Source organism: Metabacillus crassostreae (assembly GCF_016908395.1).
Classification (GTDB): domain Bacteria; phylum Bacillota; class Bacilli; order Bacillales; family Bacillaceae; genus Metabacillus; species Metabacillus crassostreae.
Window position 1 is genome coordinate 151243 of the sequence record NZ_JAFBDU010000004.1, and the last position, 24950, is coordinate 176192.

A 24950-nucleotide genomic window follows, 5' to 3' on the forward strand; every position below is an offset into this window, starting at 1 on the left:
TAGTAAGATGAGGAATAGAACACTATACTCAATATTCCTTTTTTCTTATAGGAATAAACCTATTAAATAGATTAATACGCTTACAAATAGAGAGGAGATCATAATGAAAGCATTATACTTAAACACATCATTAAAAAAAGGTACGGAAGAATCTAACACAAGTGCACTTATAGAAGAGTCGAGAGAGTGGCTTAAAAAAGAAGGGATAGAGTCGGAAGAATTAAGAATGGCAGATTATAATATTGCTTTTGGAATGGATTCAGATCTGGGAGATGGTGACGAATGGCCTGCGATTTTTGAAAAAGTGAAGCAAGCTAATATTGTTGTGATTGGAACACCTATATGGCTGGGAGAAAAAAGTAGTATTGCCACTTTAGTTATGGAGCGGCTATATGCATCTAGTTCAGAAGAAAATGATAAAGGACAATCAATCTTCTATAACAAGATTGGCGGAGCCATTATGACTGGTAATGAAGATGGAGCAAAGGATGCTGCTAAATCTATCATATATGGATTACAGCATATTGGTTTTACGATTCCTCCAAATGTAGACGCCTATTGGGTAGGTGAGGCAGGCCCTGGTCCTTCATATATTGAAGAGGGAAAAGATAGTGATTTCACCAAGAAAAAAACAAAGACCATGTCTTATAATTTGATCCATTTTGCTAGACTTCTAGATGAACATCCAATACCGGTAGAAGGAAATAAGCTATAGATCTATAGATTAGTTTAAAAGATATGGAAAGAGGCATGCCAGGGTTCGGCATGCCTCTTTATGAATTATTGTATCTTCTTTTTACGTTGAGTGATAAAGACATAGCCTCCAGCTACAAGAGCAGATAATCCTGCTAATAGGATGTTAAAGCTGTTTGTTGCTGTGTTTGGTAATGATTTACCATCTTTGTCACTATTAGTGTTATCGTTTGATTTGTCACCTTTGTCGGAGTTGTTATCTCCAGGTGGAGTGTCTTTGTCATCATTGTTATCCTTATCATCTGGGTTATCAGTGATAGGATCAGTCTCAGGGTCTTCTGGTTTATTTTCATCTTCCATCACAGTGTACACACTGAAATGGTTGACGAAAGCATAAACTTCTCCAGACTCACTTTCATAGTAACTTTCTTGTTCTTCCCACTCATTTGATTCTTCATTTAAATAGAATATACGTGGGTCTTTTGCCACTTCAGGATCAACGCCAAATCCAATGGTTACTTCATTACCTTCTTCAAACGTAGTAATAAGCTCTCCGTTTTGTTGGATTGTAAAGTCATAAAGATTCGTTAATGTATCTTCATCAGAGCCAAGATTGTCGATTGTGATTGTTGCATCACCTTCACCAAAATTCGCAACAGGAATGTCTAAATATACATCATCGCGAATCAATTGAATTGAAGTAACATTAAGAGCTTTTAATTCTGCAAGTTGTTCAGCTGTTAAAAATACTTCAACTGTTTCTAAATCTTGAGTTTCCGATAAGTCAATTGGAAATGCACCATTAACAGGGGCCTTTTTAACATCGTCTAACGTAACAGTTACAGTAGTTGTGCTTCCTTCAGTGTTTAACGTTGGCTTGATAGGATCAATAACCTCCATGATTCGCCCTTCAATCTCAGCGTTAACTGTGCCTACTTTTTCTAAATGACTAGTGAATACATCATAATCTACTAAGAATAATTCTTTCATTCGACCTTCATTTTTTGCTTTTTTCATAGACTCATAGCCATCTCCGCCATCAGCCATATAAGCGTTTGTAGCAACTGTGTACGTTTTCTTTAGATCAATAGGTTCAAAACCATCTTCTGTTTCAACCATTACATCAAGAATACGTTCGCCTGCTGGTAAACTGCGGTTAAATGAATAATGTAAGCCAGATACTTGAGGGAAGCGGCCCGCACCTTCTTCAATTTTACTTACACCATTTTCTAATGATTCAACGATTTCAGCACCTGTTAAATCAAGTGTAACAAGTGTATTACCAAATGGCATTGTTGTTAAAACATCACCTAATGAGATATCACCCTTTTCGATTGAAGCGCGAATTCCCCCACCATTTTGTATGGCAATTGTTGTTGTTTTAATAAATTCTTTTGCTTTTGAAAGCATACCATCTGTAATTAGATTTCCTAAGTTTGTTTCACTATCTCGAACACTGTTACGATCTCCATCAAGAAATACAGAAGACTTTCCTACTTTTTGTTGTTTTAACTCTTCAATAGGACCTGAAAGACTATCAAGAAGTGTTGCTGCTTCTTCATTCTCAGCAATAACATAGTTATCATTGCTATCTTTTGCATTTAAATCTATTAATTCATCATTCCAAGCTTCAAGTACACCTTCATCATTGAATGAAAGATCCAGACGACCTAAGTAATTGCTATATTCTTGAGCTTGAACAACTAATGTTGGCTCACTATCTTCGTTATATACAGTAGCTTCATCTAATAATGTATGAGAATGGCCACCAACAATAACATCAATTCCGTCAACAGATTCAGCGAGAACTTTATCATATGTGTATCCTAAATGAGTAAGAGCCACAATTTTGTTTACTCCAGCTTCTTTAAGAGCTGAAACAGATTCTTCTGCTTTTTTAAGGTAGTTTTCAAATACGATTTTCTTACCTGGGTTTGCTAAGATAGCTGTTTCTTCTGTTGTTAAGCCGAATACCCCAACTTCTTCACCATCAACTTCTAAAATTGTAGCAGGATAGATGTTTCCACCTTGACCAGGTTGTCCAATTTCATCTTTGTAAAGAGTGTTAATGTTTTCATCCTTACTATAATCGATATTAGAGCTAACGATTGGGAAGTCAGCTTCCTTAACAAAGTTTGCTAATGTTTTAGTACCTTTGTCAAACTCATGATTACCAGGAACCATCGCATCATAGCCCATCATGTTCATGAATTGTACATCAGCTAGGCCATTATATTGATTAAAGAAAAGAGTTCCAGAGAAAACATCACCAGCATCAAGAAGAATTGAATTTTCTACCTGTGAGCGAACATCATTCACTGCTGTCACACGACGAGCTACATTCTCTAAATGTGCATGAGTATCATTTGTATGCATTAATGTTAAGTCAAAATCTGATTCTGGCACAGGTTCAGTTGATGCAAGATCAATTGAGAACTTGGCATATCCAGATTCTAATGTATCAATATATTTAATATTGTTTGTATCTTTTGTATATTTCTCCCCGCCTGGTGCTGAATTGAAAACAACATTTATATCGTCATTAATAGGAGAGAATGTCCAGTTACTATCTGCTGCTGGATTAATGACTCCGTTATTACGGATATAATCAACTAACACTTGACGATTTTCATCAGGAGACTCAATGACGATGTTATCTCCACCAGGATTTGCAATTGGTGTGAAAGATGCACGGTAGTTATTAGATGCAATAATAAATTCTTGGTTAGGATCAATTGGCTTATCATTGTATTGAAGATTAACAATTCTCTCTGAGTTGTTGATTATATTTTTCCCATCTTTGTCATAACGCGCAGGCTTAGTCACATCGATCTCATATGTAACTCCATCAATAATATCAAAATTATAGCTAGGAAAATCTTTGTTAACCAACTGTTGCTCATCAGTAGATGAAGGATCAATTGTATTAAATTGTCCTGCAGACCACTCTAACCATTCTTTCACTTCAGCACCTGTTAATTTAAGTGCCATAACTGTGTTCGGGTATTTATAAAGAGAGGCTGTATCTTTAATGGCGATATCACCAGCAGGAATCTCCGTATAATCTGCTGAACTGTCACGACCAGACTTAAAAGGTGCTGCAGCAGATAAAACAGGTAGTCCTTCAAATTCAGTACCCTTAATCGCATTTTCGATATATACCTTTTGTGCATCAGCAACAATTTGAACAGAAGGGTCATCTTTTACTTGAGCAAAGTAGCTATAAATATCAGAAGTTGTACTTCCAACTGGACCACTTACATATTCTATTGTTTGTTCGTGATCTTCTTTAACAGCATCAAGTACTTGTTGATCAGCATCAACTAAAGGAGTTTTTGAAGCTTTATCGAAAATTGCTCGATTTGTAGAAATGGAATTAACAACCTTCCATTTACCATTGGCATCTTTTTCAAGAGATAAATCAATAACTCCTAAATGACTGCCCCAGTTTCCTGGCTGTACAGCTGCAACGCCGTTAATTGTACCTTTACTGATGTCAACATTTGGCATGCCCTCAAAGCTTGCTCCTGGAAAAACAGAGTGTGTATGACCCAATAGAATAGCATCAATGCCTTCTACCTGACTTAACTGATAGGATTGATTTTCATCACCCTTTTTATATTCTGTATCTCCTAAACCTGAGTGTGATAATGCAACAATAATATCAGCACCCTCTTCTTTCATTTTAGGAACGAATTTTTCAGCTGTTTCTTTAATATCATGTGTGATAACTTTTCCTTCTAGATGGGTTTTGTCCCACTGTGTTATTTGAGGTGGAGCAAACCCGATGACACCAACTTTAATTGTATGCTGATTTCCAGCAGAATCGGTCACTACTTTATCAATAATTTCATAAGGATCAAAATAATTAACATCGTCAGTTGGATCGTTATTGTTATCTTTTTTATAAATATTTGAGTTAACATACTCGAAATTAGCAGATTTAATACTTTTTTCTAGAAAGCTTAACCCATAATTAAATTCATGGTTTCCGTATGTCGCAAGATCATAGTTTAGTAAATTCATTGCATCGTAAATTTGGTTAGTGTCATTAGCACCCCATTGCTTTACTTTTGCAATATAATCACCGAGTGGATTACCTTGAAGTAAATCTCCATTATCAAATAGTAAACTATTATCTACTTCTGCTCTTGCTTGTTTAATAAGGGTAGCTGTTTTTGCAAAACCGACTGAATTATCTTCTTTAAGAGAATAATAGTCAAAGTTTACCATGTTTGCATGAAGATCAGTTGTTTCCATGATACGAAGCTTAACAGGTGCTGCTGCATTTGTTGTTTCACTTACAGCTGCGTCAGTTCCAGTTCCAGCAGTTGGTGCAGCTTGAGCGAATGAAGGTGCCATAATGCTTAAGCTTAAACTTACTGCTAACGTACTATTAAGCATTCGCCTCTTCATATTTCTTCTAATCTTTCTTTTCACATTACTACCGCCTTTCGACATCGAAAATTAGGATACTACTTAATAATAATGTATAAGGCACTTACAAAGTGTAAAATCATGTTAAGTTTTGGTAAAAAAAGATAAGTTTTTGTAAATTTATAGAATTTTTCCTAATAAGAAGTTCAAGAATTTAACTTACTCGAGAAAGTCAGTGATTTTTCTCACTGTGAAAATGAAATGAATTTGTTATAAATATAGTACATAAAGCAAGAAAATTAAAAACAACTAGAAGGTTCACGTACATTGAACCATGACATCAAAGGAGAAAAAGTGATGAAGCAATTATTATTTCCAGCTATTAAGTTAATGAACCGATTAACCTTTTCAAAGAAGTTTTTGTTATTATTTTCAGTGATTTTTCTTACAGTAGGTATGTTAGTAGGAAATGTAATTTTAAAGATTAATAGCGAGCTAGCTTTTGTAAAAAAAGAACAAACAGGAACAGAGCTGCTTTCGGAATTGTATCCACTCATTCAATTAACCCAAAAACATCGCGGACTAACAGTTAACGTGATATCTGGTGATCAAAGTGCTGAATCTGATTTACAAGAAGTGAGAAAACATATAAACCTTCAGCTTGATAAAGTTCAGCAACAGCTAGAAAAGAAAGAAAACGTAGCGCTTCTACATGTAAATGAAGGCTATAAAGATGTTATTTCTGAATGGAAAACAACAGAGGAAGAAACAATTTCTATGTCTGTGAAGAATTCTGTTACACAGCATAATCATTTAATAGCAATGATGTTTAGTATGTTACTAGATATTGCAGATGAAACGAATTTAACGCTAGATTCTGATTTAGTTAATAACCATATAAATAATCTACTTGTAAATACATTGCCACAAATTACAGAATTCATGGGGAAATCAAGAGCTGTAGGAGTGGGGGTAGCAACAAAACAAAGAATGACAGAGGATGAGCGTATAGAGCTGATCTATTTAATGAAAATGATGGATGAATATATCATAACAGCTGAAAGAACATATGATACAGCCTTTGCATTACAACCAACATTAAAAGATGAAGTTGGGCCTTATGTGAGCAAATCTATTAGTGAAGCAAAAAATATAGTGGAAATCATTAATCAAGATTTATTAGGTGTAACAAATATAACGATTCAGCCTAAGGATTATTTTGAAAAAACAACAAACACAATTAATAGTATCTATGAATTACTTGCTTATCAAACAGAAACGTTAGACAAGCTTTTAGACAAAAAGGTAAGCTCGTTAAGCTCCGAGAGAGTGATTTTAATTAGCATTGTAGTTTTTGTACTGTTTCTTTTAATCTATCTTTTAATGGGATTCTACTTTGGTGTACAAGATCAGGTGAGAAGGATTCAAGAAGCTACACAGCAGGTTGCTAAGAAGGATTTAACCAAGGAATTGACTGTATCTTCAAAGGATGAGTTTGGTCAAATTTCTCAATCACTTAACACGATGATTTTTTCTGTTCGAGAAGTTATTAATAGTAGTCAACAAGTATCACAAGAAGTTGCTTCATCAAGTCAGGAGCTACTGGCTATTACAGAAGAGTCAGCTCAAGCTACAAATCAGATTACCTCAGCAGTTGAAGAAGTCGCAATGATTGCTGAGCAACAAAATCAACAATCAAAGGAAAATGTTCAACTCGCAGAACAATTAACACAGCAGTTATCAGCTATATCTGCTATTACAGCTGAGGTTTCAGCAAAGTCAACCTTATCAGCAGAAGAAACAGAATCAGGAAACATGAATGTCAATGAAACGGTTTTACAAATGAAAGTGATTCAAGATGCAGTAAAAAGAACATCTGCTGTCATTCAAAGATTAGGTGAAAGATCAAATGAAATTGGTTCGATCTTAGATGCTATCACATCAATTGCTCAGCAAACAAATCTACTGAGCTTAAATGCTGCTATAGAAGCTGCTCGTGCTGGTGAACATGGCAAAGGATTTGCAGTTGTTGCAGGTGAAGTAAAGAAGCTTGCAGAGGAATCATCTTTATCTGCTAATAAAATACGTGAAATAATCGAGGAGATTCAAACTGATACGAAGCAATCAATGGGCTCTATGGATCGTGTTTCTTTAGAAACAAATGAAGGAATGAACTTAGTTGAAAAAACAGGTACTTCTTTTTCGAATATCTTTACTAGTACGCAAAAAGTAGCAGATGAAGTTCATGAAGTAGCTAGCTCAGCAAAATTAATGCTTTCACAAATAGATCAATTATCAAAATCTATTATGGAAGCTGCGAAGCAATCAGAAATTACCGAAGATAGTACACAATCTGTTGCTGCTTCTACCGAAGAACAGTTAGCATCTATGGAAGAAATTACGTCTTCAGCTAATGAATTAAGTTCAAGAGCACAGCAGCTGCATGATATTGTAGAGGAATTTAAGCTGTAATACATGATAGAGAATAGAAATGGAAGTTGACAAAAGGCCTGTGGACAATCCACAGGTTTTTGATTTTTAATTATAGAAATTTATTTTGTTTTGTTTGCTAAAGTGGTGGAATTTGTCGAATGAACGAATATTAGTGAAAGTTGAATGATTATTATCAAAAGTTGAACGATTATTGGGTAAAGTTGAATGATTATCATCCAAAGTTGAATGATTCCCCCAAAAAAATTTAGAATAGTTAAGTTTTAAGTGCATCACCTGTTGTAATGGACCATTCTGTTTTAAAATTATGCTTCTTTTACAAGTCAGGCAAGCTGAATATGCTATTTCAGAAGGTTCAGATTACACATTTAAGGTAGGGTCATTTACAATAAAGATAAAGGTTAGAAATGTTGGAGTGATTTAATGATTAATGTCGTTTGGTTTAAGCGAGATTTACGCATTCATGACCATCGTCCATTATTTGAAGCAAGTAAGTTAGGTGAAGTACTTCCTATTTATATAGTGGAGCCGTCTTTTTGGGAAAAGGAAGATATGTCACTACGTCACTATCAGTTTGTTCAAGAGAGCTTAGTAGAGCTTTCTCGTGAGTTAAGTGATGTAGGAGGTAAGCTTTTTGTTGCGATTGCTGAAATGGAGGATGTTTTAGATTCTATATATGAGACATTAGGTGACTTTCGGTTGCTTGCTCATGAAGAACACGGTACATCTGTCACATTGTTTAGAGATAATCAGATTCGCCAATGGATGAGTAAACGAGGGTTATCTTTTCTAGAATACCAGAATTTTGGTGTTGAACGTGGACCTCAACCAAGAAGCAGTTTTCAAAAAAACTGGGAGTCATTTATAGCACAAGGATTGGTTCCTACTCCAAGACAATTAATGATACCAGAAGAGATACCAGAAATTTTATCAAATTCAGTTGAGAAGCTAGCTAAATATCATATACAAGGTGAGCCTATTCGCTTTGGGCAGCAAGGTGGAGAATCCAAGGCACTTGAAACATTAGAGAGCTTCCTAGAAAATCGCCATAAAAATTATAATAGTAATCTTTCAAAGCCATTACAGTCAACCGCATCTTGTAGTCGATTATCACCGTATCTTGCTTGGGGGAATATTTCGCTTCGGTATGTAGTTACTAAAACAAGAGAAGCAATGGAACAAAATATAGATAGTAAAAAGCAGCTAGAGACTTTTTTGAGCAACCTACAATTACATTGTCAGCTTGTTCAAAAAATAGAAAATGAACCTGACATCATGACAAAGTCTATCAAAGATGAATATGATCACATTCGGCAAAATTGGGATGAAGAGGCTTTCCAACGTTGGTATAAGGGCAATACGGGAATTCCTTTAGTGGATGCAGCAATGAGATGTTTACATAAAACGGGCTGGATAAATTATAGATCAAGAGCAATGGTTGTTTCATTTGCATGTAATACGCTACTTCTTGATTGGAGACGTCCAGCTATTGCTTTAGCACAGCTGTTTTTAGATTATGAGCCGGGAATTCATTACAATCAAATTCAAATGCAGGTGGGAACAACTGGTACACAAGCTATTAAATTTCTTAATCCAGTTAAAATCGGTAAGGACGAAGATCCAGAGGGTGCTTTTGTGCGAAGGTATGTAACTGAATTAGCGAATATTCCAGAAAAATATATTCATGAGCCATGGATGTATCCAGGGTTTTATTCATTGAACTATGCTACACCTATCGTTGATATCCAAAAAGCTAATAAAAAAGCACGTGAAGTATTGAATTCTATGAAGAAAAATGTTGAAACAAATAAACTTTTAGAAAATCAGAAAAAATCATCTTGTAATCAAAATGAACAATCTTCAAATAATCAAAAGTCTAATGATCGTGAATTTGAACAGTTAAGATTTGATCTATAGTAATTCAGGAGGATATTCATATATTGAAAATAATTGGAATTGATCTGTCAGGACCAGCTAATCATAAAGATACTGTTCTAACAGTATTTAAACAAAATCAATCTGAGCTGATTTTTGAAGGCATGATGAAACATGGTAGTGATCATGATGTTATTTCAGCTATTTTTGAAGCCTCGTTAGAAGATGATGTTGTGATTGGCATAGATGCACCGCTTTCCTATCAAGATGGTGGAGGAGATCGACCGCAGGATAAAAGTATTCGTCAATTTATAAAAAGCTATGGACTATCTGGTAGCTCAATAATGCCACCAACCTTAACAAAAATGGTTTATTTAACTCTTCGTGGTATTTCACTCACACGGAGAATACAATCAATGAAATCTGAAAATAGTATCCGAATTGTTGAAGTACATCCTGGTGCAGCGATTGGTACACGTATTGAATCTACAAAAATACAACATGCTCTTTTATATAAAAAAGAACTTCAATCTCGAAAAGTCATTTTCGAATGGCTACGAACAAAGAAGTTGGTAAACCTGCCTGATCAATTGGTTGATACCTCACATGAAATTGATGCGTGTGCTGCAGCTTTAGTAGCATGGCACTGGATAGATGAAACAAAACAACCAACATGGTGTTGGTCAGAAACATCAGAAGAACATCCATATGAATTTTGTTGTTAATCAATCATGATAGTTTGAAAAATCTGTATCGAAACTCTATATGTCAGGAGAATGTTCATGAGTAGAGTAAAAGATGTAACAACCTCAAGGATGCAAAATTATTTAGATTTTAGGAATGATCCTCTCGCTTTTTTTATGAAGATGCGAAATGGTGGTGAAGTTGTTTCATTACGCACAGGTTTACAGCCTTCCTTTATCGTGAATTCACCAGATTTTGTGAGAGAAATTCTTGTTACAAAGGATGCTTCTTTTAAAAAGGGTCGAACTGATAAAGTGTTAAGAAGAACAATACATAATGGACTACTTACTGCAGAAAAACATGATCATAAGAGACAGAAAAGCTATTATCAACCGATTTTTTATAAAGAAAGACTGAATAGCTATGCAAAAACAATTGTTGAAGAAACCAAGAGTCTTGTAACCTCATTAAAGGATGTTGAATACTGCAAATTAAATGATGAAATGATGCAGTTAACTTTAGCGATTATTGCGAAGGTGATGTTTGCCACAAATGTAGAGGAAAATAAGAAACAGCTTGCAGAAGCTGTTAGTGACACAATTGAGCAAACTGCACAAACATTGTTTACCCCAATTATTTTACCATTAGCACTTCCGACAAAAGGAAATAAGATTCATAAGAAGGCAATAAACAAGCTAGAGGATATGATTTATAGCATATTACATGATGCAAAGCAGCATCCTGATCAATACAAGATGACAATGGTGGGAATGCTTTTAGATACACAAGATGATACAGGCTCTGCTATTGATGATGAGGAAATTCGTGACCAGATGATGACAATGCTACTTGCAGGACATGAAACATCAGCCAACTTATTAACATGGATTTTCTATGGACTGAATCAAAATCCAGATGTAGAACAAAAACTTTACGAAGAAATTGAGATGATCGATTTAGAACAATCACCGTTTGAGCTATATAATAAGCTTCACTATACACAGCTTGTTATTAAAGAAGCGCTACGAATGTATCCTCCAGCATGGCTTATTTATAGAGAATCTGAAGAAGAAGTGGAGCTATTAGGTGAGACGTTTAAAGCGGGTAGTACATTTATGATTTGTTCGTATGCCATTCATCGCAATGAAGAAGTTTTCCCAGAGCCTGAAAAGTTTATACCAGAGAGGTTCGCTGATCAAAAAGGAGAAGATGTTCCTAAATTTGCATATCTTCCTTTTGGTGGTGGCTCTAGAAGCTGTATTGGCTCTAGATTTGCAATAATGGAAACAACCCTTATTTTAGCAATATTAGTAAAAAGATATAAATTCAAGGTTGAACAAGAAACGGTGACTCCAGATCCATTGGTTTCTCTGAGGATAAAAGAGGGATTAAAGGTGAAGGTGGAAAAACGTTAGTAAGTGAGTGGCTTGTGCTTAAGTCACTCTACCTTATCAAAAGATATCCCAATAATTGATTGGTTGGTGTTTATAGTGAAAAAGCCTGTTGTTGTGATCGGAGCTGGAATATCAGGTATTATGGCAGCTTCAATAGTAAAGGAAAATGGAATCGATAACCTCGTTGTTTTAGATAAGAGTAGAAGTGTTGGCGGAAGAATGGCCACTCGTAGAATTGATAACGGAAAAGTAGACCATGGGGCACAGTTTTTGACAGTAAGAACGGAGATTTTTAAATCTTATGTTGAAAAGTGGGAAAATCAGAATTTAGTTAGTACGTGGTTTGGTGATCCTTATCCAAGATATAAAGGCAATGAAGGTATGAATAGTATTGTAAAAAAATTAGCAGAACAGCTTCCGGTACAGCTAAATACAAAAGTAGTAAGTATTCAGCAGGAGAAAGACAATTATCTTTTGCTAACAGATAACGGAGAAAAGATAGAAGCTCAAGGGGTTATTTTGACTGCCCCTGCTCCACAATCACTTGATATGATTCAGCACTTAGAAATTGGAGACTATGAAAAACAACAGTTAGAAGCTATTCATTTTAATCCATGCTTTGTTTTACTTATCACTTTAAATCAATCTTCAAAGCTACCAGAATCAGGATATATGATTGATGAGCTTCCAGATGGAATTGAACGCATTGTTGATCATCAGAAAAAAGGGATTTCTTCGTTACCAACAGTTTGTGTCTACTCAACAGGAGAATGGGCGAAGAAGCATTATGAATTAACCGAAGAAGAAGTTCGCAAAACATTACTTGAAAAAACGAAAGGGATTATAAGTGATGAGCATATTATAGACATTCAGCTTAAAAGATGGAGATATTCAGAGGCAATCTCCACAGTTTCTGAGCCTTTCTTAGACTTGAAGCTAGAAAAGCCATTTTTAGTTGCAGGTGATGCTTTTTTAAGGAAAGATGACCCTTCAGGACGAACAAGAATTGAAAGTGCTTTTCTCTCTGGAGTAACGGCAGGACAGGAAATGGTCCATAGATTAAAAGAATGATGAAGTAAAGCGGAAAGAAAGACAGAAAGTACACCTTTCTTTCCAAGGTTTTATTGAATTTCTTTTAGCTTGGTCACAAGCTGTTTAAAGAGTTCCTCGTCTCGATCATCTAAAGCTTTATTGATTCGACTTTTTAACAATGCAATTTCTACTACTTTATCTGTTGCTTTTGCATCTTTTTCAGATTGTTCATATTGTTTAATAGCTTGAATTCTTGTTGGTTCAATAAGCTGTGTATAACGAAAATCGGATTGTTTTCCAAAATAGTTAAGAACAAGATATATTTTTTCAGTTGGAGAGCTCATTAACGTACCAAAGGCTCTAGATACATCTTCTGTTTTCATATTGTTATAATTAAAAAGAAATCCAGCTTCATCTGAATTTACGCTTGAAATCATGATGCTTCGTTCATGTCGGTGAATCGTATCTGAGAAGGAAAGATTCGTGAGGATGTGATTGTTTTTTTGTATAAATTGAAGCAGTCTTCGTGCTTCTGGATTTTTTAGCTGATGATGCTGTAAAAACCAATTAAGAAAGTCACTTTTTTTAGACGTTGATACCCAGTTCATGGTTCATGATCACCCATCCTCTCTAGTTCATCTTATATTTATCATATCATGTTCATAGGGAGTAGTAATGTGTTTCGTTTAGAAAGATTGTTACATTAGCTTGGTTAGTTTTGTTACTTTAGGTAATTATGAAAAGAAATTATTTTAGCAGTATTAATTGCTTTTATACAGGAGTATATAGATGATAGAGAGAGATTATGATAAATTGCTAAGCATTAGAACAGAAGAGGACTATAAAGGGTTTGTTCAATCTGTCCATTATAACCGTTATGAGCCAACACCATATGAGGGGTTAACATACTTATTTCAATTTTATGAATTAAAAAGTAGTGATAAAGTAGTAGATTTTGGATCAGGTAAAGGGAGGTTGGCATTTTTCATTCATTATTTATTTGGTGTAACTGTAGTAGGGATAGAAATGAATGAAGGGCTATATGAAGATGCCATTGAAAACCTTGTTTCTTATTCAAAGAGTACGAGTAAACCAATTGATAATATTGATTTTAAAAACTGCTTAGCTGAGAAATATGAAATTAGGGCTTTAGAAAACCGATTTTATTTCTTTAATCCTTTCTCAATCCAAATTTTTATTAAGGTTGTTAACAATATTGTTAAATCCTTAGAAAAGTTCGATCGAGACATAGAGCTAGTATTATATTATGTGTCTGAAGACTATATCTATTATTTAGAAAATCATTCATTAATAAAGCTGAAACAAGAAATACCTATTCCGAATCTGTTTGAGAAAAATCAACATGAACGTTTTTTAATATACCGTATTTCTCTTGATGGGGAATAGTAGAAAAAGAGCATCTGCGAAATTCGTAGATGTTTTTTTGTGACAAAATTCGGGGAGTGACAGGCACCGCCCGAAAAAAAGATCACTAAAAATGCAGTTTGCTGTACATACTATTCCATATACTGGTTTTACAGTTAAAAATATGTCTGTTGGGATGGAAGTTGAGATTATGAGAACAATTATGTTTTTAGTCGTCTTTTTATTTCTGATACTGTTAATTGCCCAAGTGGATGCAGTTATATATAAGAGCTATCTTTTTGTTGAACTTAAGCGAATAACAAGGCTTCAGCCAGGAACGAATCTTTGGATGGTCTATCTTTTTCTATGTATTGGATTTTTGTTTAGCATCTGGATTGGTATAAAAGAAAAGCTAGATAAAATTAGGAAACGATCTTAAATGAAGAAGCTTGTCGAACAGATTTCGCTTTGGCAATTATATATTATTATCATTTGCTTTCAAATTGGTAGTGCTGCTTTAGTTGGAATTGGAAATGATGCAAAGCAGGATGCTTGGATTGCAGTGATCACCGCAACAATATTGGGTATAGCTATTGTTCTTTTCTATATATTCTTTTTATCAAAGCTTCCTGATAAAAACCTTTTTGAGATATTTGTATTTTGCTTTGGGAAATGGGTTGGGAAATCCATTACTTTTATATATGTGGTCTACTTTTTTTACATTGCAGCAAGAGTGTTAAGAGATTTTTGTGAGCTGCTTGTTTCATCCATTTTTGAATATACACCTATTGAAGTGATAGCTATTACAATGATGTTTATTGTGATTTATATGCTACAGCATGGTTTAGAGGTATTAGGAAGAACGAGTGAGATATTCTTCCCTTATGTGATTACCTTTATAGTAACGATAGGAATTGCTATCTTCTTATCAGGAGGCATTGAATTTAAAAATCTCCAGCCCATTTTATCTGAAGGTTTTGGTCCGATCCTGAAGGCAGTTTTTCCTGGGTTACTGACCTTCCCTTTTGGTGAAATTATTGCTTTTACAATTATTATCCCCTATGTCGGTAATGTGAAAAAGGTAGGAAAGGTAGCTTCAGCTGCTGTATTTACTAGTGGTTTTTTATTAACGTATGGAGCACTTGTACAAATTACGACACTAGGAGCAACTCTGAAGGAAAGAGCGAATTTCCCTTTACTTAGTGCGTCAAGAGAAATCTCTCTGCTTAATTTTATAGAGAGAGTTGATTTAGTTATTGTATTCTTTGTTATGTTTGGAATTATTGTTAAGGTTACTGTTTTCTTTTATGGAGGTCTTAAAGGGCTTGAGTTAATTACTAATAAACCATATCGAACGATGACACTTCCAATGGGAACCATTATTGCATTTTTAGCTGTTATTATAAGTGATAACTTTGTTGAGCATATAGAGGAAGGTCTTATTTTTGTTCCTTTCTATTTACATCTGCCTTTTCAATTTGTTATACCTCTTCTTATTTTACCAATTCTCTTGTGGAAGACGAGGAAAAAGAAGCAGAAAAAGGAGACATCTCTTTGAGCATACTTACTGATTTATTTTATCGGAGAAAAAGTAAGAAAAGTGGAAATAAAACAGATAAAGAGCTTTTTGATCGTGCTGAGGTGCCTAAGAAATATTATCAAAGCTTAGATAAAAACTCAAAATGTCTAGAAGAACTATTTAATGATAGCTCGGATTTTGAGAAAATTGAAGTGAAAATAGGTAATAAAAACGGCTGTGTGTTTTACTTAGGAACGATGCTTAATAAAAATGACCTCAATCTTCAAGTGCTAGATTCTTTAAGGCAGGCTTTTAAAGAGAAAGATTTTAAAGATATTGAGGAAGTTAGAGAAGCGTATTTTCCTGTCATTTCCTATAAATATGCTAAAACACTTCATGAGATTGTTTGGCAAATTTTAAATGGCTACGCTGTTTTAATTGTGGATCAACATGATAAAGCAATAGCTTTAGAAGTCGGTGGAGGAGATAAACGTTCGATAGAAGAGCCAAGTACACAGACGATTATCCGTGGACCAAAAGATGGTTTTATAGAAAGTATCGATACAAATATAGGCTTAGTTCGAAGCCGAATAAAAAATCCACAGTTAGTTTTTGAAGACTTTTATATTGGGCGTGATTCAAATACAAAATTGTCTATTGGATACTTAAAAAATGTTGTTAACCAAGATATTCTGGATGAACTGAAGAAACGATTAAAAAAAATCAACACTTCAGCTGTATTAGATACTGGAAATATTGAGGAGTTTATAACTGATCAGTATTTTACTCCATTTCCACTTATATACAATACTGAAAGACCTGATAGTGTTAGTGCGAATATATTAGATGGGAAAATTGCGATTTTTCTAGATGGCACACCTTTTGTTTTAATTGCACCTACAGTTTTCACTGACTTTTTCCAGTCAGCTGAAGATTATTATCAGCCTTATTTTATGACTAGTTTTATAAGAATAATTAGATATATATCCTTTATGATTACACTTGTATTGCCATCACTATATGTAGCTCTCACAACATATCATCATGAACTGTTACCAACACAGCTTTTGATAAGTGTTCAGTCACAAAGAGAAGGTGTACCATTTCCAGCTGTTATAGAAATTTTAGTGATGGAATTAACATTTGAGGTATTACGAGAAGCTGGGGTAAGGATGCCAAGGGTTGTTGGGCAGACATTATCTATAGTTGGTGCACTTGTTATCGGACAGGCTGCTGTTGAAGCAGGTTTAGTTTCAAATGTACTAGTTATTATTGTTGCTTTTTCAGCGATTGCTAGCTTTGTATCACCTATTTATAATTTTGCGATTGCTGCAAGGTTAATTCGATTTTTATTGATATTAGTTGCTGCTATGTTTGGCTTATATGGGGTGCTTTGGGTACTCATAATGATGGTTATCCATCTTGTGAGCTTACGATCTTTTGGGATACCATATTTAACTCCTGTTGCTCCGTTTAAAGTTGGTGATCAAACAGACATTTTTGTGCGCTTTCCTATTTGGGCTGATAATAAACGACCCTCTTATTTGATGACAAAAGCTCCTGTTAAAAATGAGGAAAGTAAGCCACCATCTCCTCCAAAACAAGACTCTGGGGAGGAAAGTTAAGTGAAAAAGAATCCTTTTATACTCTCAATATTTTCTTTGCTTTTATTAACTGGATGTTGGGATAAAACAGAGTTAAATGATGTATCAATTGCAACTGGAATTGCAGTTGATAAAGGAGAAGAAAAGAAGTACAAACTAACAGTTGAGGTTGTTAATTCTTCTGAATTCTCAAAGCAAGGTGCTGAAGGAAACGCCCCTGTTGTGACATTTTCCCAAGAAGGAAATTCTTTATCAGAGCTTTCAAATAAAATGAATGTTGGATTAATACGAGAGGTGGTTTATTCACATACAAGGGTCTTATATATAAATGAGGAAGTTGCGAAAGAAGGGATATTAGGATTTTTAGATTATTTAGAAAGAAGTGGTCATTTTCGAAATGATTTTAATATCCTGATCACTGAAGGACCTGCTTCAGATTATACAAAGATCACATATCCTGTTCAAAAAAGTCCATCATTAAAGGTCCATCAACAAATTAAGACATTACTGAATGAATGGGGAGGAGATCCACATATTCAGTTAACAGATTTTATTGAAGCAATAATTTCTAAAGGTAGAAGTCCTGTGGCTTCAGCTATTATCATTAATGGAGACCCTAAGAAAGGAGCTTCTATCGAAAATAATAAGGAAATAGAAGTTGGAGCAAGGGTAGAAATGGATGGAATAGCAATCTTTGATAATGAAAAATTGGTAGGTAAAATATCGCTTGAAGATGCTAGGAATTATCTTTGGACCCAAAATCTTAAAAAAACAAGCTTAACAATACCTTGTGAAGATGAAGCATCTATGGAAAACTTTGATGTGAGAATTATTCATTCTCACAGTAAATTGAGAACAAGCTATAAAAACGGAAAGCCGATCCTTCATGTCGATATAAACGGAGAAGGAAGATTGCAGGGAACGGAGTGCAGAAAAGATATAACAAAGCTAGATGTATTCCTAGAATACGAAAAAAATATGGAAGACCATATTAAAAAGGAAGTAACAAACACGATACAAAAAGTACAAGAAAAGCAAGGTGTTGATATTTTCGGTTTTGGTGATGCATTAAATCGATCACAGCCTAAGAAATTTAAAGAAGTTGAAAACAAATGGAACGAGGAATTTATTAAGGGAGAAGTAGAAGTACATGTTGATATGCATCTATTACGAAATGGCATAAAAAATAAAAGCTTCTTGTCTGATATCCCAAATGCTGAAGAAGAATAAAAAATAATACTTCTTATACCAAACACCCTATCACATGTCGTTACGCCACCATTTTTTAAGGTGTTACGCCGAGTTGATTGGGTGTTGATTATTAATAATTCTAGCTTTTTGACTTTAATACCTGCTTGGTATAAACATGATGAATAAATAAGAGTAGCTTTAGATGTTTTTAATAGCTTCTATAATAACAGCGGCTACCCCATTTTCATCATTAGTGAGGGTAGTTTTATCACTACAAGCTTTAACCTTTTGTCTAGCGTTGCCCATTGCAACACTAGTTCCGGCAATTTGTAGCATTGACATATCATTCATACTATCTCCAATTGCTATACAATCCTCTAGGGGAATCCCCAGTTTTTTTGTTAGTTTCTTGAGGGCAATTCCCTTTGATGCATCTTTATGTTCAAGCTCAAAGTTATGATTAGCAGAAGAAACTATCGTTATATCTTCCATTTTACCAAACCTTTTCCATCCATCAGCAAGTTTTTCCTCATGAAAAGAAAAAGCTAAAATATTAAAGATATCAATACCTAGCTGTTTGATTTCCTTATAGGATTCAACAAAATGAAAGCCAGTTTGACTAAATTGTTTTTCTAATGCATGTTCCAAGAGCTCAATTCTTGTATGAGGATTAGAACTTATTAAACGGTCCATTTCAATATGTAAAATTTCTCGCCCGTTTAGAGGTGTATAAATATAATCATTACTAAATACTTCATAATAATAATCTTCATTTTCTAGTACATTAAGAATTTCATAAGCTGTTTTTGGATCGATAGGTTGTGAATGATAAAGTTCTCCTTTAGGAGTATGAATTGTGGCACCATTTGCTGCGATGACCCATGTTGTAATACCTGTTTGCTTGAATATATTCATAACATCAAAATGTGCTCGACCTGTTGCAATGACAATTTCAATACCTGATTGTTGGGCACGAATAATAGCATCAATGTTTTCTCTACTAATTTCATTTTTACTATTTAATAAGGTACCATCCAAATCTATCGCAATTAATTTAGCCAAATTAGTTTCCTCCTTCGGTTGTATCGTGTAAAGTTACAACTACCTCAACATCATTTTGATTCAACAGTTTTTGAAATTCCTCTGTGGGCTCTTTATCAGTAATAAGCAAGTCAATATCCTTTATCATGCCAAACCGGTAATATCCGGTCACACCCAATTTTGTATGATCTGCAAGTAAAATAACTTGTTTAGCTTGTTCCATCATTTTCTTCATCACAGCACCGTCTTCTTCATGAGCAACAGTGAGACCACATTCAGAAATCCCAATAACACCTATAAATGCTTTATCCACATGATAGTGTGAAAGCCTTTCGATTACTGAGGTACCATAAACGTATCGATGCTCCTTTTGAAATTCTCCACCCAATAAGTGAATATTGGCTTTTGAATTTTTAGATAAAATATCAGCTTGGTTGATCGAATTTGTAATGATAGTACAGTCAATATCTCCCAAATGTTCGGCACAGGCCTGCACAGTTGTTGATGTATCTAAAATAATATAGTCGCCATGCTGAATAAGTGTTGCAGCCTTTTGTCCTATACTTTGCTTTTCAGCTGAAACAACCTGTAATCGATTGGAATAATTTTTAACTTCATTATGTAGAGACGGTAAAATTGCCCCTCCTCTTGTACGAATAATTAGTTTATCTTCTTCTAGTTTGACTAAATCTCTTCTTGCAGTATCTCTTGAAACATCGTAAAGACTGCAGATTTCATCAACAGATATTCGTTTTGAAATCTTTAAATAATCAACAATGGCACGTAATCTTTCTTCTTGGAACATGTAAACACACCTCTTCGTAAGTGTTTGTAAGTATTTATGATTTATTGTAAGTAATTATAAGTTATTGATCTGATATATTCAATATAGAAATTGACCTATTTAGTGATTTGAAAGGTAAAATTATGATTTAGAATAAAAAGAGTCTGTAGGGTGTCTAATACGTTCGCATTTGATCAGACCCTAGAGCATTGTGAATGAGAAATTCTATAATTAGCTTATAATTATAGAATTTTCATCTATAATAGATGTGACTATAAAAAACTGTGTAGGTGAAAAAAATGTATTTAACATTAAATGAAGCGGCCGAGTATTTATCAATCTCAGAGGAACAGGTAAAAAGTCTTATTTTAGAGAAGAAAATAAGAGCTCTTTATGATGGTGATGAGTATCTAATTAATAAAGATCAATTTAAAACTCATTTCGAACAACTAGAAAAGTACAAAGAGTTAATTGATGAATATATGAAGGAACCAATTCCAGAGGATCCAGATGTAAAGGATGAAGATTAAATCCCAATAAAAGGTACCTTTTAATGAAGAAGACATGCCACTATATTGTTCATTTTAAGTTTAGGGATATCAAAGGAGTACAGGAAAAGTTTACTCTCTATTTTTGTTAGATAAATGCAAAAATTTATTGGTCATTTCAGTAAAATGGGATGAACTTTTTTTAAAATAATGTTATCATTATCGATAATGGTTATAATGAAAAGGAGTGAATTTTATGCTATCGTTAAAAGAGGAGTTCTTTTCAGTTAAAAACGATATTACCTTAAAAGGAACCTTAGCAATACCGCAAATTGATCAGGAGCAATTTCCTGCAATCATCATGATTAATGGATCAGGCAGTGCAGACAGAGATGGTAATATGAAAAAACCAAAGCTAATCACGAATTTATATAAAGAGCTAGCTCATTTCATAACAAATCTAGGCTTCATAACTCTTCTTTATGATAAAAGGTCAGTAGGTGAAAGTGAAGGAAATCCATTTACATCAGGAATGGAGGATTTAGTAACAGATGTAAAAAGTATGATTACTTTCTTGAAACAGCACCCAAAAGTAAGAGGGAAAGAAATTATACTCCTTGGACATAGTGAAGGGTGCATATTAGCAACAAGAGTTAGTGAAGAGGTTGAGGATCTAGCTGGCTTAATTTTATTAGGTGGTGCTGGAACAAGCTTAGCAGAACCAATGGATTACCAAAATCAGCTTTTATTAGAAGAAATTCAGCGAATGAAGGGAATAAAGGGTAAGTTACTAAGAAGATTAGTAACGAAAGAGAAAATAAACAAGCAAACAAAGCAGCTGCATAATAAATTAGAACAAACATCAGGTGATTACATTAGAATGAGTATGAGGAAAATACCAGCAAAATGGTTCCGAGAGCATTTTGCTTATAAAAGTGAACAAGTATTACATTCTTTGGAGAGAGCTAATTGTCCGATATTAGCTATTACTGGTGAGAAAGATGTTCAAATGGATATTGCAGAGTTAAGTCGACTTCAACAGCTTGATAAAAAAGATGTTACGGTAGTGGGTATAAAAGATATGGATCATATGTTAAAGAAGTATACAGGTGAGAAAACCATTTTAAATATTATGAAACAGTATAAAAAAGAAGCAACTGATCCAATTCACTTTCAACTAAAAGAAGAGTTGGTTACATGGTTACATGCAAACTACTTACAAAAATAAGGTAAGTAGTTTTTTTATGGGAAGAAAGTCTCTAATTATTAGATGCCGCAGCTACCCTTTTTTCATAAAATCATTTTTGTTGTTCTTATATAAGAACAGAAAGATAGCTACACTAGAATAATGGTGTAATTCGACATGGTTTTAGGGTTGGAAATATTTCCTTTAGTAATATATGAGCTTTAATAGGAATTATACTAATTCCTATTAATCAATTGCTTGCAATATATGTCGAATAATGTAGATATTTTTAGAAAATTATAGCCTAGTAGAGAATTGTTCGCTATAATGATATAAGAATATAGAACTAATTTTAAGGGGAGAAAAATAGATGCAACAATCTAGTCAGCTTAAGATGATTAGTATAATAACGGGGATTGTTGTTATTGTTATATTAGGGACAATTATCTTTCAATCTAGGGGAATAATCTTACAAACTACATCCAATGTATTTAGTGGTAAAACAAAGGTAGCGATTATAACATCAGATGTTGTCGTTGATCAAAGCTGGGGAAGTCTTGCTTATAAAGGGATGTTAAAGATAGAAGAGCAATATCCAGTAAATGTTACGTTTTATAGTGAAATAGACAAAGAGAAGGAAATGAAAGCTACAATTTCAGAAGCAATTAATGCAGGATCAAAGCTTATTATTGGTCATGGTCGAGAATTTTCAGACACCTTTACTGTAGCTGCAAAAAAACATAAAAATGTACAATTTATTACAATTCATGGTTCATCTAAATATAGTAATCAATCTGTTTATACATTCGATCAAGGAGAAGTGGAATATTTCGCTGCATTATCTGCTGTTCTTGCTACAAAAACAAATAAAGTAGCCCTAATAGATGCTGATTACGCACGTGAAAAAAACCCTGAATTTGAAGCAGCTCTCACCCATTATAACCCTGAGATAGAGTTCTTTTATGAAGCTGTTGGAAGCAGAGATGATGGTGTTACTGCTAAGAAATTATTTAAAAAGTTGATTGAGCAAGGTGTTGACGTTGTTTATAGTAAAGGAAATTCATTTAATCGTGATATTATAGATTTAGCTAAAAAAGAAGGGATATATGTTATTGGTTATTTAGATGATCAATCATATATGGCGAAGAATCTTGTTTTGACAAGTGTGACAAATGATGTGCCACAAGCATATGTTTCGATAATGGAAGATTACTTTAGTTCAAAGGGAGTACCTAAAGGAAAAGTGTTGTTAACTAAAGAAGATGGAGTATACAGCTTGGCACCTTTTGGTCCGATGTTTTCTAATGAAGATATTAAATTTATTGAAAATGAAATGAAGCAATACGATAATGGTGAGTTAATCTTTCCATAGAGTTAACGATAAATCTAGCACTCTATACAAGAAAAGATAGGAGGATTGTGATGAAAAAATTATTAAAAACTATGTCTTTCCGTACAAAAATTCTTACAATCCTTCTAATACTAACGATTATTTTAAGTGGCTTTTCATTAATTCTTGTGCAATCGATCGAAGAAATCACCCAAGTAAGTAATAAAATTAAGCGAACAAATATACCAGAGCTTTATTTATTAAATCAGTGGGAAAAAGAACTTGGAGTAAAAGAATATATTGTTAATGATTATCTAGAAAATAACCTATGCTGTAATCTTGTTGAAGAGTACCAAGCATATACTTTAGATATGGAAGAAAACATGAAAGACTCTGACACGATTCCAGATTCATTGAGTAATATTAAGAAAAGAATAGATCTGCTAGATTTTATGATTATCAATAATATTCAAGGTCTCATCGCTTTTGATGATAAGCCTGCTACTAGAGAGTATTTTCACTCAACCTTTTTGCCACAGCTTAATGAGTTAAAACAAGATATAAAGACTTCAAAAAAACAAACAATCTCACAGTTTGATGGTCACTCTAACCAATTTTCTACAATTATCAAAAGCTCGTTATGGCTACTCATCTTAGTTACAGCTGGAGCTATTTTAATGTCAATTATTGTTTCATACCGAATAAGCTCAAGCTTAACAAAACCGATTGAAACGGTTGTAAACAAAGTAGATAAAATAGCCAATGGAGAATATGGGCTAACTATCGATTCTACAGAACAAACTGAATTTAACCATCTAACAAATTCAATCAATCAAATGTCAGTAAAACTAAGAGAATCGTTTAACACGATTGTGAATGATAAAGTTTACCGTGAACAAATATTAAACTCATTACCTGTTGGAATTATCAGGATCACAGATGATCCACAAGAAATGACGAGTAATTCTACAGCTGCTAATATACTTAACATGGATAACAAAGAGATCGATAATAAATGCTTAGAGAATATCGAGGAATTAAATGAGGAATTCTGGAAAATTCTCTCGACAAAGGCAATAACATCTCATACAAAAGTACTTTTTGTAACAGAGCAGGGAGCAAAACACTTACTAGTTTCTCAGGCAGAGCTTAAAAATCAACAGCAGCAAGTTATAGGAAGAATAGTTAATTTTGTGGACATAACAGAAACAGAAGTATTGGAGAACCGAATGCATAAATCAGAGAAGTTAGCTGTTGTCGGTGAGATAGCAGCAGGAGCTGCACATGAAATTCGTAATCCGCTCGCTGTTATTCATGGTTTTCTTTCGTTGATGGAACAATCCATATCAAATGAAAATAAAGAACAATTTCATATCCCTCTCCTTATGAAGGAAGTAGAACGAATCAACACGATAATCGAAGAGATGCTTCTTTTATCTAAGCCAGGGGCTCCAAATAAAAAGGAAGTTTTCTTGGAGGATGTTCTTAAAGACTTTTTACCACTTATTATTGAAGCAACTGAGAATGTCAACTTTTCAATTGACCTGAACAGAATGCCGCTAAATATAGATGCTAAACAAATAAAACAGGTTTTTCATAATTTGATACGTAATAGTATTGAAGCAATGGATGGTAAAGGAAATTTATCTATTTTTTCAGTTGTGCAAAATAACTTTTATCACATCTTTATAAAGGATAGTGGCCAAGGAATTCCTAAACACATTATTGATAATCTCTATGAACCATTTACAAGCAATAAGGAAAATGGAACAGGTCTGGGATTAATGGTCGTGAAAAGAGTTATTGAAAACCACAATGGACATATAGAGTTACATGAAACGTCTACAGAAGGAACAACCTTCTTAATCAGTTTGCCTTTGAAATAAGGGCTGATTTGAAAGTTGGATGATGAAAAGAATATAGCAGGAATGTGGCG

The 24950-nt window shown here is 34.0% G+C and carries 19 protein-coding genes; 15 read left to right on the plus strand and 4 right to left on the minus strand.

All coding sequences use genetic code 11. The features are described from left to right. Positions 1-103 precede the first annotated feature (103 nt). Positions 104-715 carry a flavodoxin family protein gene (locus JOC75_RS14220; protein ID WP_204954704.1) on the plus strand — a complete coding sequence of 204 codons (612 nt, stop codon included), beginning with the start codon at positions 104-106 and terminating at the stop codon, positions 713-715. Between the two features lie 65 nt (positions 716-780). Here JOC75_RS14220 and JOC75_RS14225 read toward each other — a convergent pair whose 3' ends face one another. Continuing rightward, the gene (locus JOC75_RS14225) at positions 781-5133 is read right to left on the minus strand and encodes a bifunctional 2',3'-cyclic-nucleotide 2'-phosphodiesterase/3'-nucleotidase (RefSeq protein ID WP_204954705.1); all 4353 of its coding nucleotides are present in this window, start codon (positions 5131-5133) and stop codon (positions 781-783) included. Positions 5134-5427: 294 nt separating this feature from the next. On the opposite strand from JOC75_RS14225, the gene JOC75_RS14230 reads away from it, so the two are divergent. From JOC75_RS14230 to JOC75_RS14250, 5 genes are all read left to right on the plus strand, one after another. Continuing rightward, the gene (locus tag JOC75_RS14230) at positions 5428-7542 is read left to right on the plus strand and encodes a methyl-accepting chemotaxis protein (protein WP_204954706.1); all 2115 of its coding nucleotides are present in this window, start codon (positions 5428-5430) and stop codon (positions 7540-7542) included. A gap of 402 nt (positions 7543-7944) precedes the next feature. Next, entirely contained in the window at positions 7945-9438 is a 1494-nt protein-coding gene (locus JOC75_RS14235; RefSeq protein ID WP_204954707.1) for an FAD-binding domain-containing protein, read from the plus strand. A gap of 23 nt (positions 9439-9461) precedes the next feature. Then, complete coding sequence (locus tag JOC75_RS14240; protein ID WP_204954708.1) at positions 9462-10121, plus strand: DUF429 domain-containing protein; 660 nt, start codon at positions 9462-9464, stop codon at positions 10119-10121. 57 nt (positions 10122-10178) lie between these two features. Then, complete coding sequence (locus JOC75_RS14245; protein WP_204954709.1) at positions 10179-11495, plus strand: cytochrome P450; 1317 nt, start codon at positions 10179-10181, stop codon at positions 11493-11495. Positions 11496-11570: 75 nt separating this feature from the next. Beyond that, positions 11571-12545 carry an FAD-dependent oxidoreductase gene (locus JOC75_RS14250; protein ID WP_204954710.1) on the plus strand — a complete coding sequence of 325 codons (975 nt, stop codon included), beginning with the start codon at positions 11571-11573 and terminating at the stop codon, positions 12543-12545. A 50-nt stretch (positions 12546-12595) separates the two neighbouring features. Here the strand turns inward: JOC75_RS14250 and JOC75_RS14255 are convergent, their stop codons facing one another. Beyond that, the gene (locus JOC75_RS14255) at positions 12596-13114 is read right to left on the minus strand and encodes a YpiB family protein (RefSeq protein WP_204954711.1); all 519 of its coding nucleotides are present in this window, start codon (positions 13112-13114) and stop codon (positions 12596-12598) included. A gap of 181 nt (positions 13115-13295) precedes the next feature. Here JOC75_RS14255 and JOC75_RS14260 point away from each other — a divergent pair, with 181 nt between their 5' ends. From JOC75_RS14260 to JOC75_RS14280, 5 genes are all read left to right on the plus strand, one after another. Continuing rightward, positions 13296-13913, plus strand: coding sequence for a class I SAM-dependent methyltransferase (locus JOC75_RS14260; RefSeq protein ID WP_204954712.1), 618 nt, complete (start codon positions 13296-13298; stop codon positions 13911-13913). Between the two features lie 91 nt (positions 13914-14004). Beyond that, the gene (locus tag JOC75_RS14265; protein ID WP_204954713.1) at positions 14005-14310 is read left to right on the plus strand and encodes a hypothetical protein; all 306 of its coding nucleotides are present in this window, start codon (positions 14005-14007) and stop codon (positions 14308-14310) included. Then, positions 14311-15429 (plus strand): GerAB/ArcD/ProY family transporter, encoded by a 1119-nt coding sequence (locus tag JOC75_RS14270; protein WP_204954714.1) that lies wholly within the window; start codon positions 14311-14313, stop codon positions 15427-15429. It abuts the gene before it with no gap. Further along, the gene (locus tag JOC75_RS14275; RefSeq protein ID WP_239589481.1) at positions 15426-17015 is read left to right on the plus strand and encodes a spore germination protein; all 1590 of its coding nucleotides are present in this window, start codon (positions 15426-15428) and stop codon (positions 17013-17015) included. Before JOC75_RS14270 ends, JOC75_RS14275 begins: the two co-directional genes overlap by 4 nt. Further along, positions 17016-18224 carry a Ger(x)C family spore germination protein gene (locus JOC75_RS14280; RefSeq protein ID WP_204954715.1) on the plus strand — a complete coding sequence of 403 codons (1209 nt, stop codon included), beginning with the start codon at positions 17016-17018 and terminating at the stop codon, positions 18222-18224. A 159-nt stretch (positions 18225-18383) separates the two neighbouring features. On the opposite strand, the gene JOC75_RS14285 is transcribed toward JOC75_RS14280, so the two are convergent. Both JOC75_RS14285 and JOC75_RS14290 read right to left on the minus strand, forming a co-directional pair. Beyond that, entirely contained in the window at positions 18384-19247 is an 864-nt protein-coding gene (locus JOC75_RS14285; protein ID WP_204954716.1) for a Cof-type HAD-IIB family hydrolase, read from the minus strand. Position 19248: 1 nt separating this feature from the next. After that, positions 19249-20031: a DeoR/GlpR family DNA-binding transcription regulator gene (locus tag JOC75_RS14290; RefSeq protein WP_204954717.1), complete on the minus strand. Its 783-nt coding sequence runs from the start codon at positions 20029-20031 to the stop codon at positions 19249-19251. Positions 20032-20309: 278 nt separating this feature from the next. Between JOC75_RS14290 and JOC75_RS14295 the strand changes: the two genes are divergently transcribed. The 4 genes from JOC75_RS14295 (at position 20310) to JOC75_RS14310 (ending at position 24900) form a co-directional block, all read left to right on the plus strand. Continuing rightward, positions 20310-20540, plus strand: coding sequence for an excisionase family DNA-binding protein (locus JOC75_RS14295; RefSeq protein ID WP_204954718.1), 231 nt, complete (start codon positions 20310-20312; stop codon positions 20538-20540). Between the two features lie 214 nt (positions 20541-20754). After that, positions 20755-21726: an alpha/beta hydrolase gene (locus JOC75_RS14300; protein ID WP_204954719.1), complete on the plus strand. Its 972-nt coding sequence runs from the start codon at positions 20755-20757 to the stop codon at positions 21724-21726. 328 nt (positions 21727-22054) lie between these two features. After that, positions 22055-23056, plus strand: coding sequence for a BMP family ABC transporter substrate-binding protein (locus JOC75_RS14305; protein ID WP_204954720.1), 1002 nt, complete (start codon positions 22055-22057; stop codon positions 23054-23056). 50 nt (positions 23057-23106) lie between these two features. Further along, positions 23107-24900, plus strand: a complete 1794-nt coding sequence (locus tag JOC75_RS14310) for a sensor histidine kinase (protein WP_204954721.1) — start codon at positions 23107-23109, stop codon at positions 24898-24900. Positions 24901-24950: the final 50 nt, after the last annotated feature.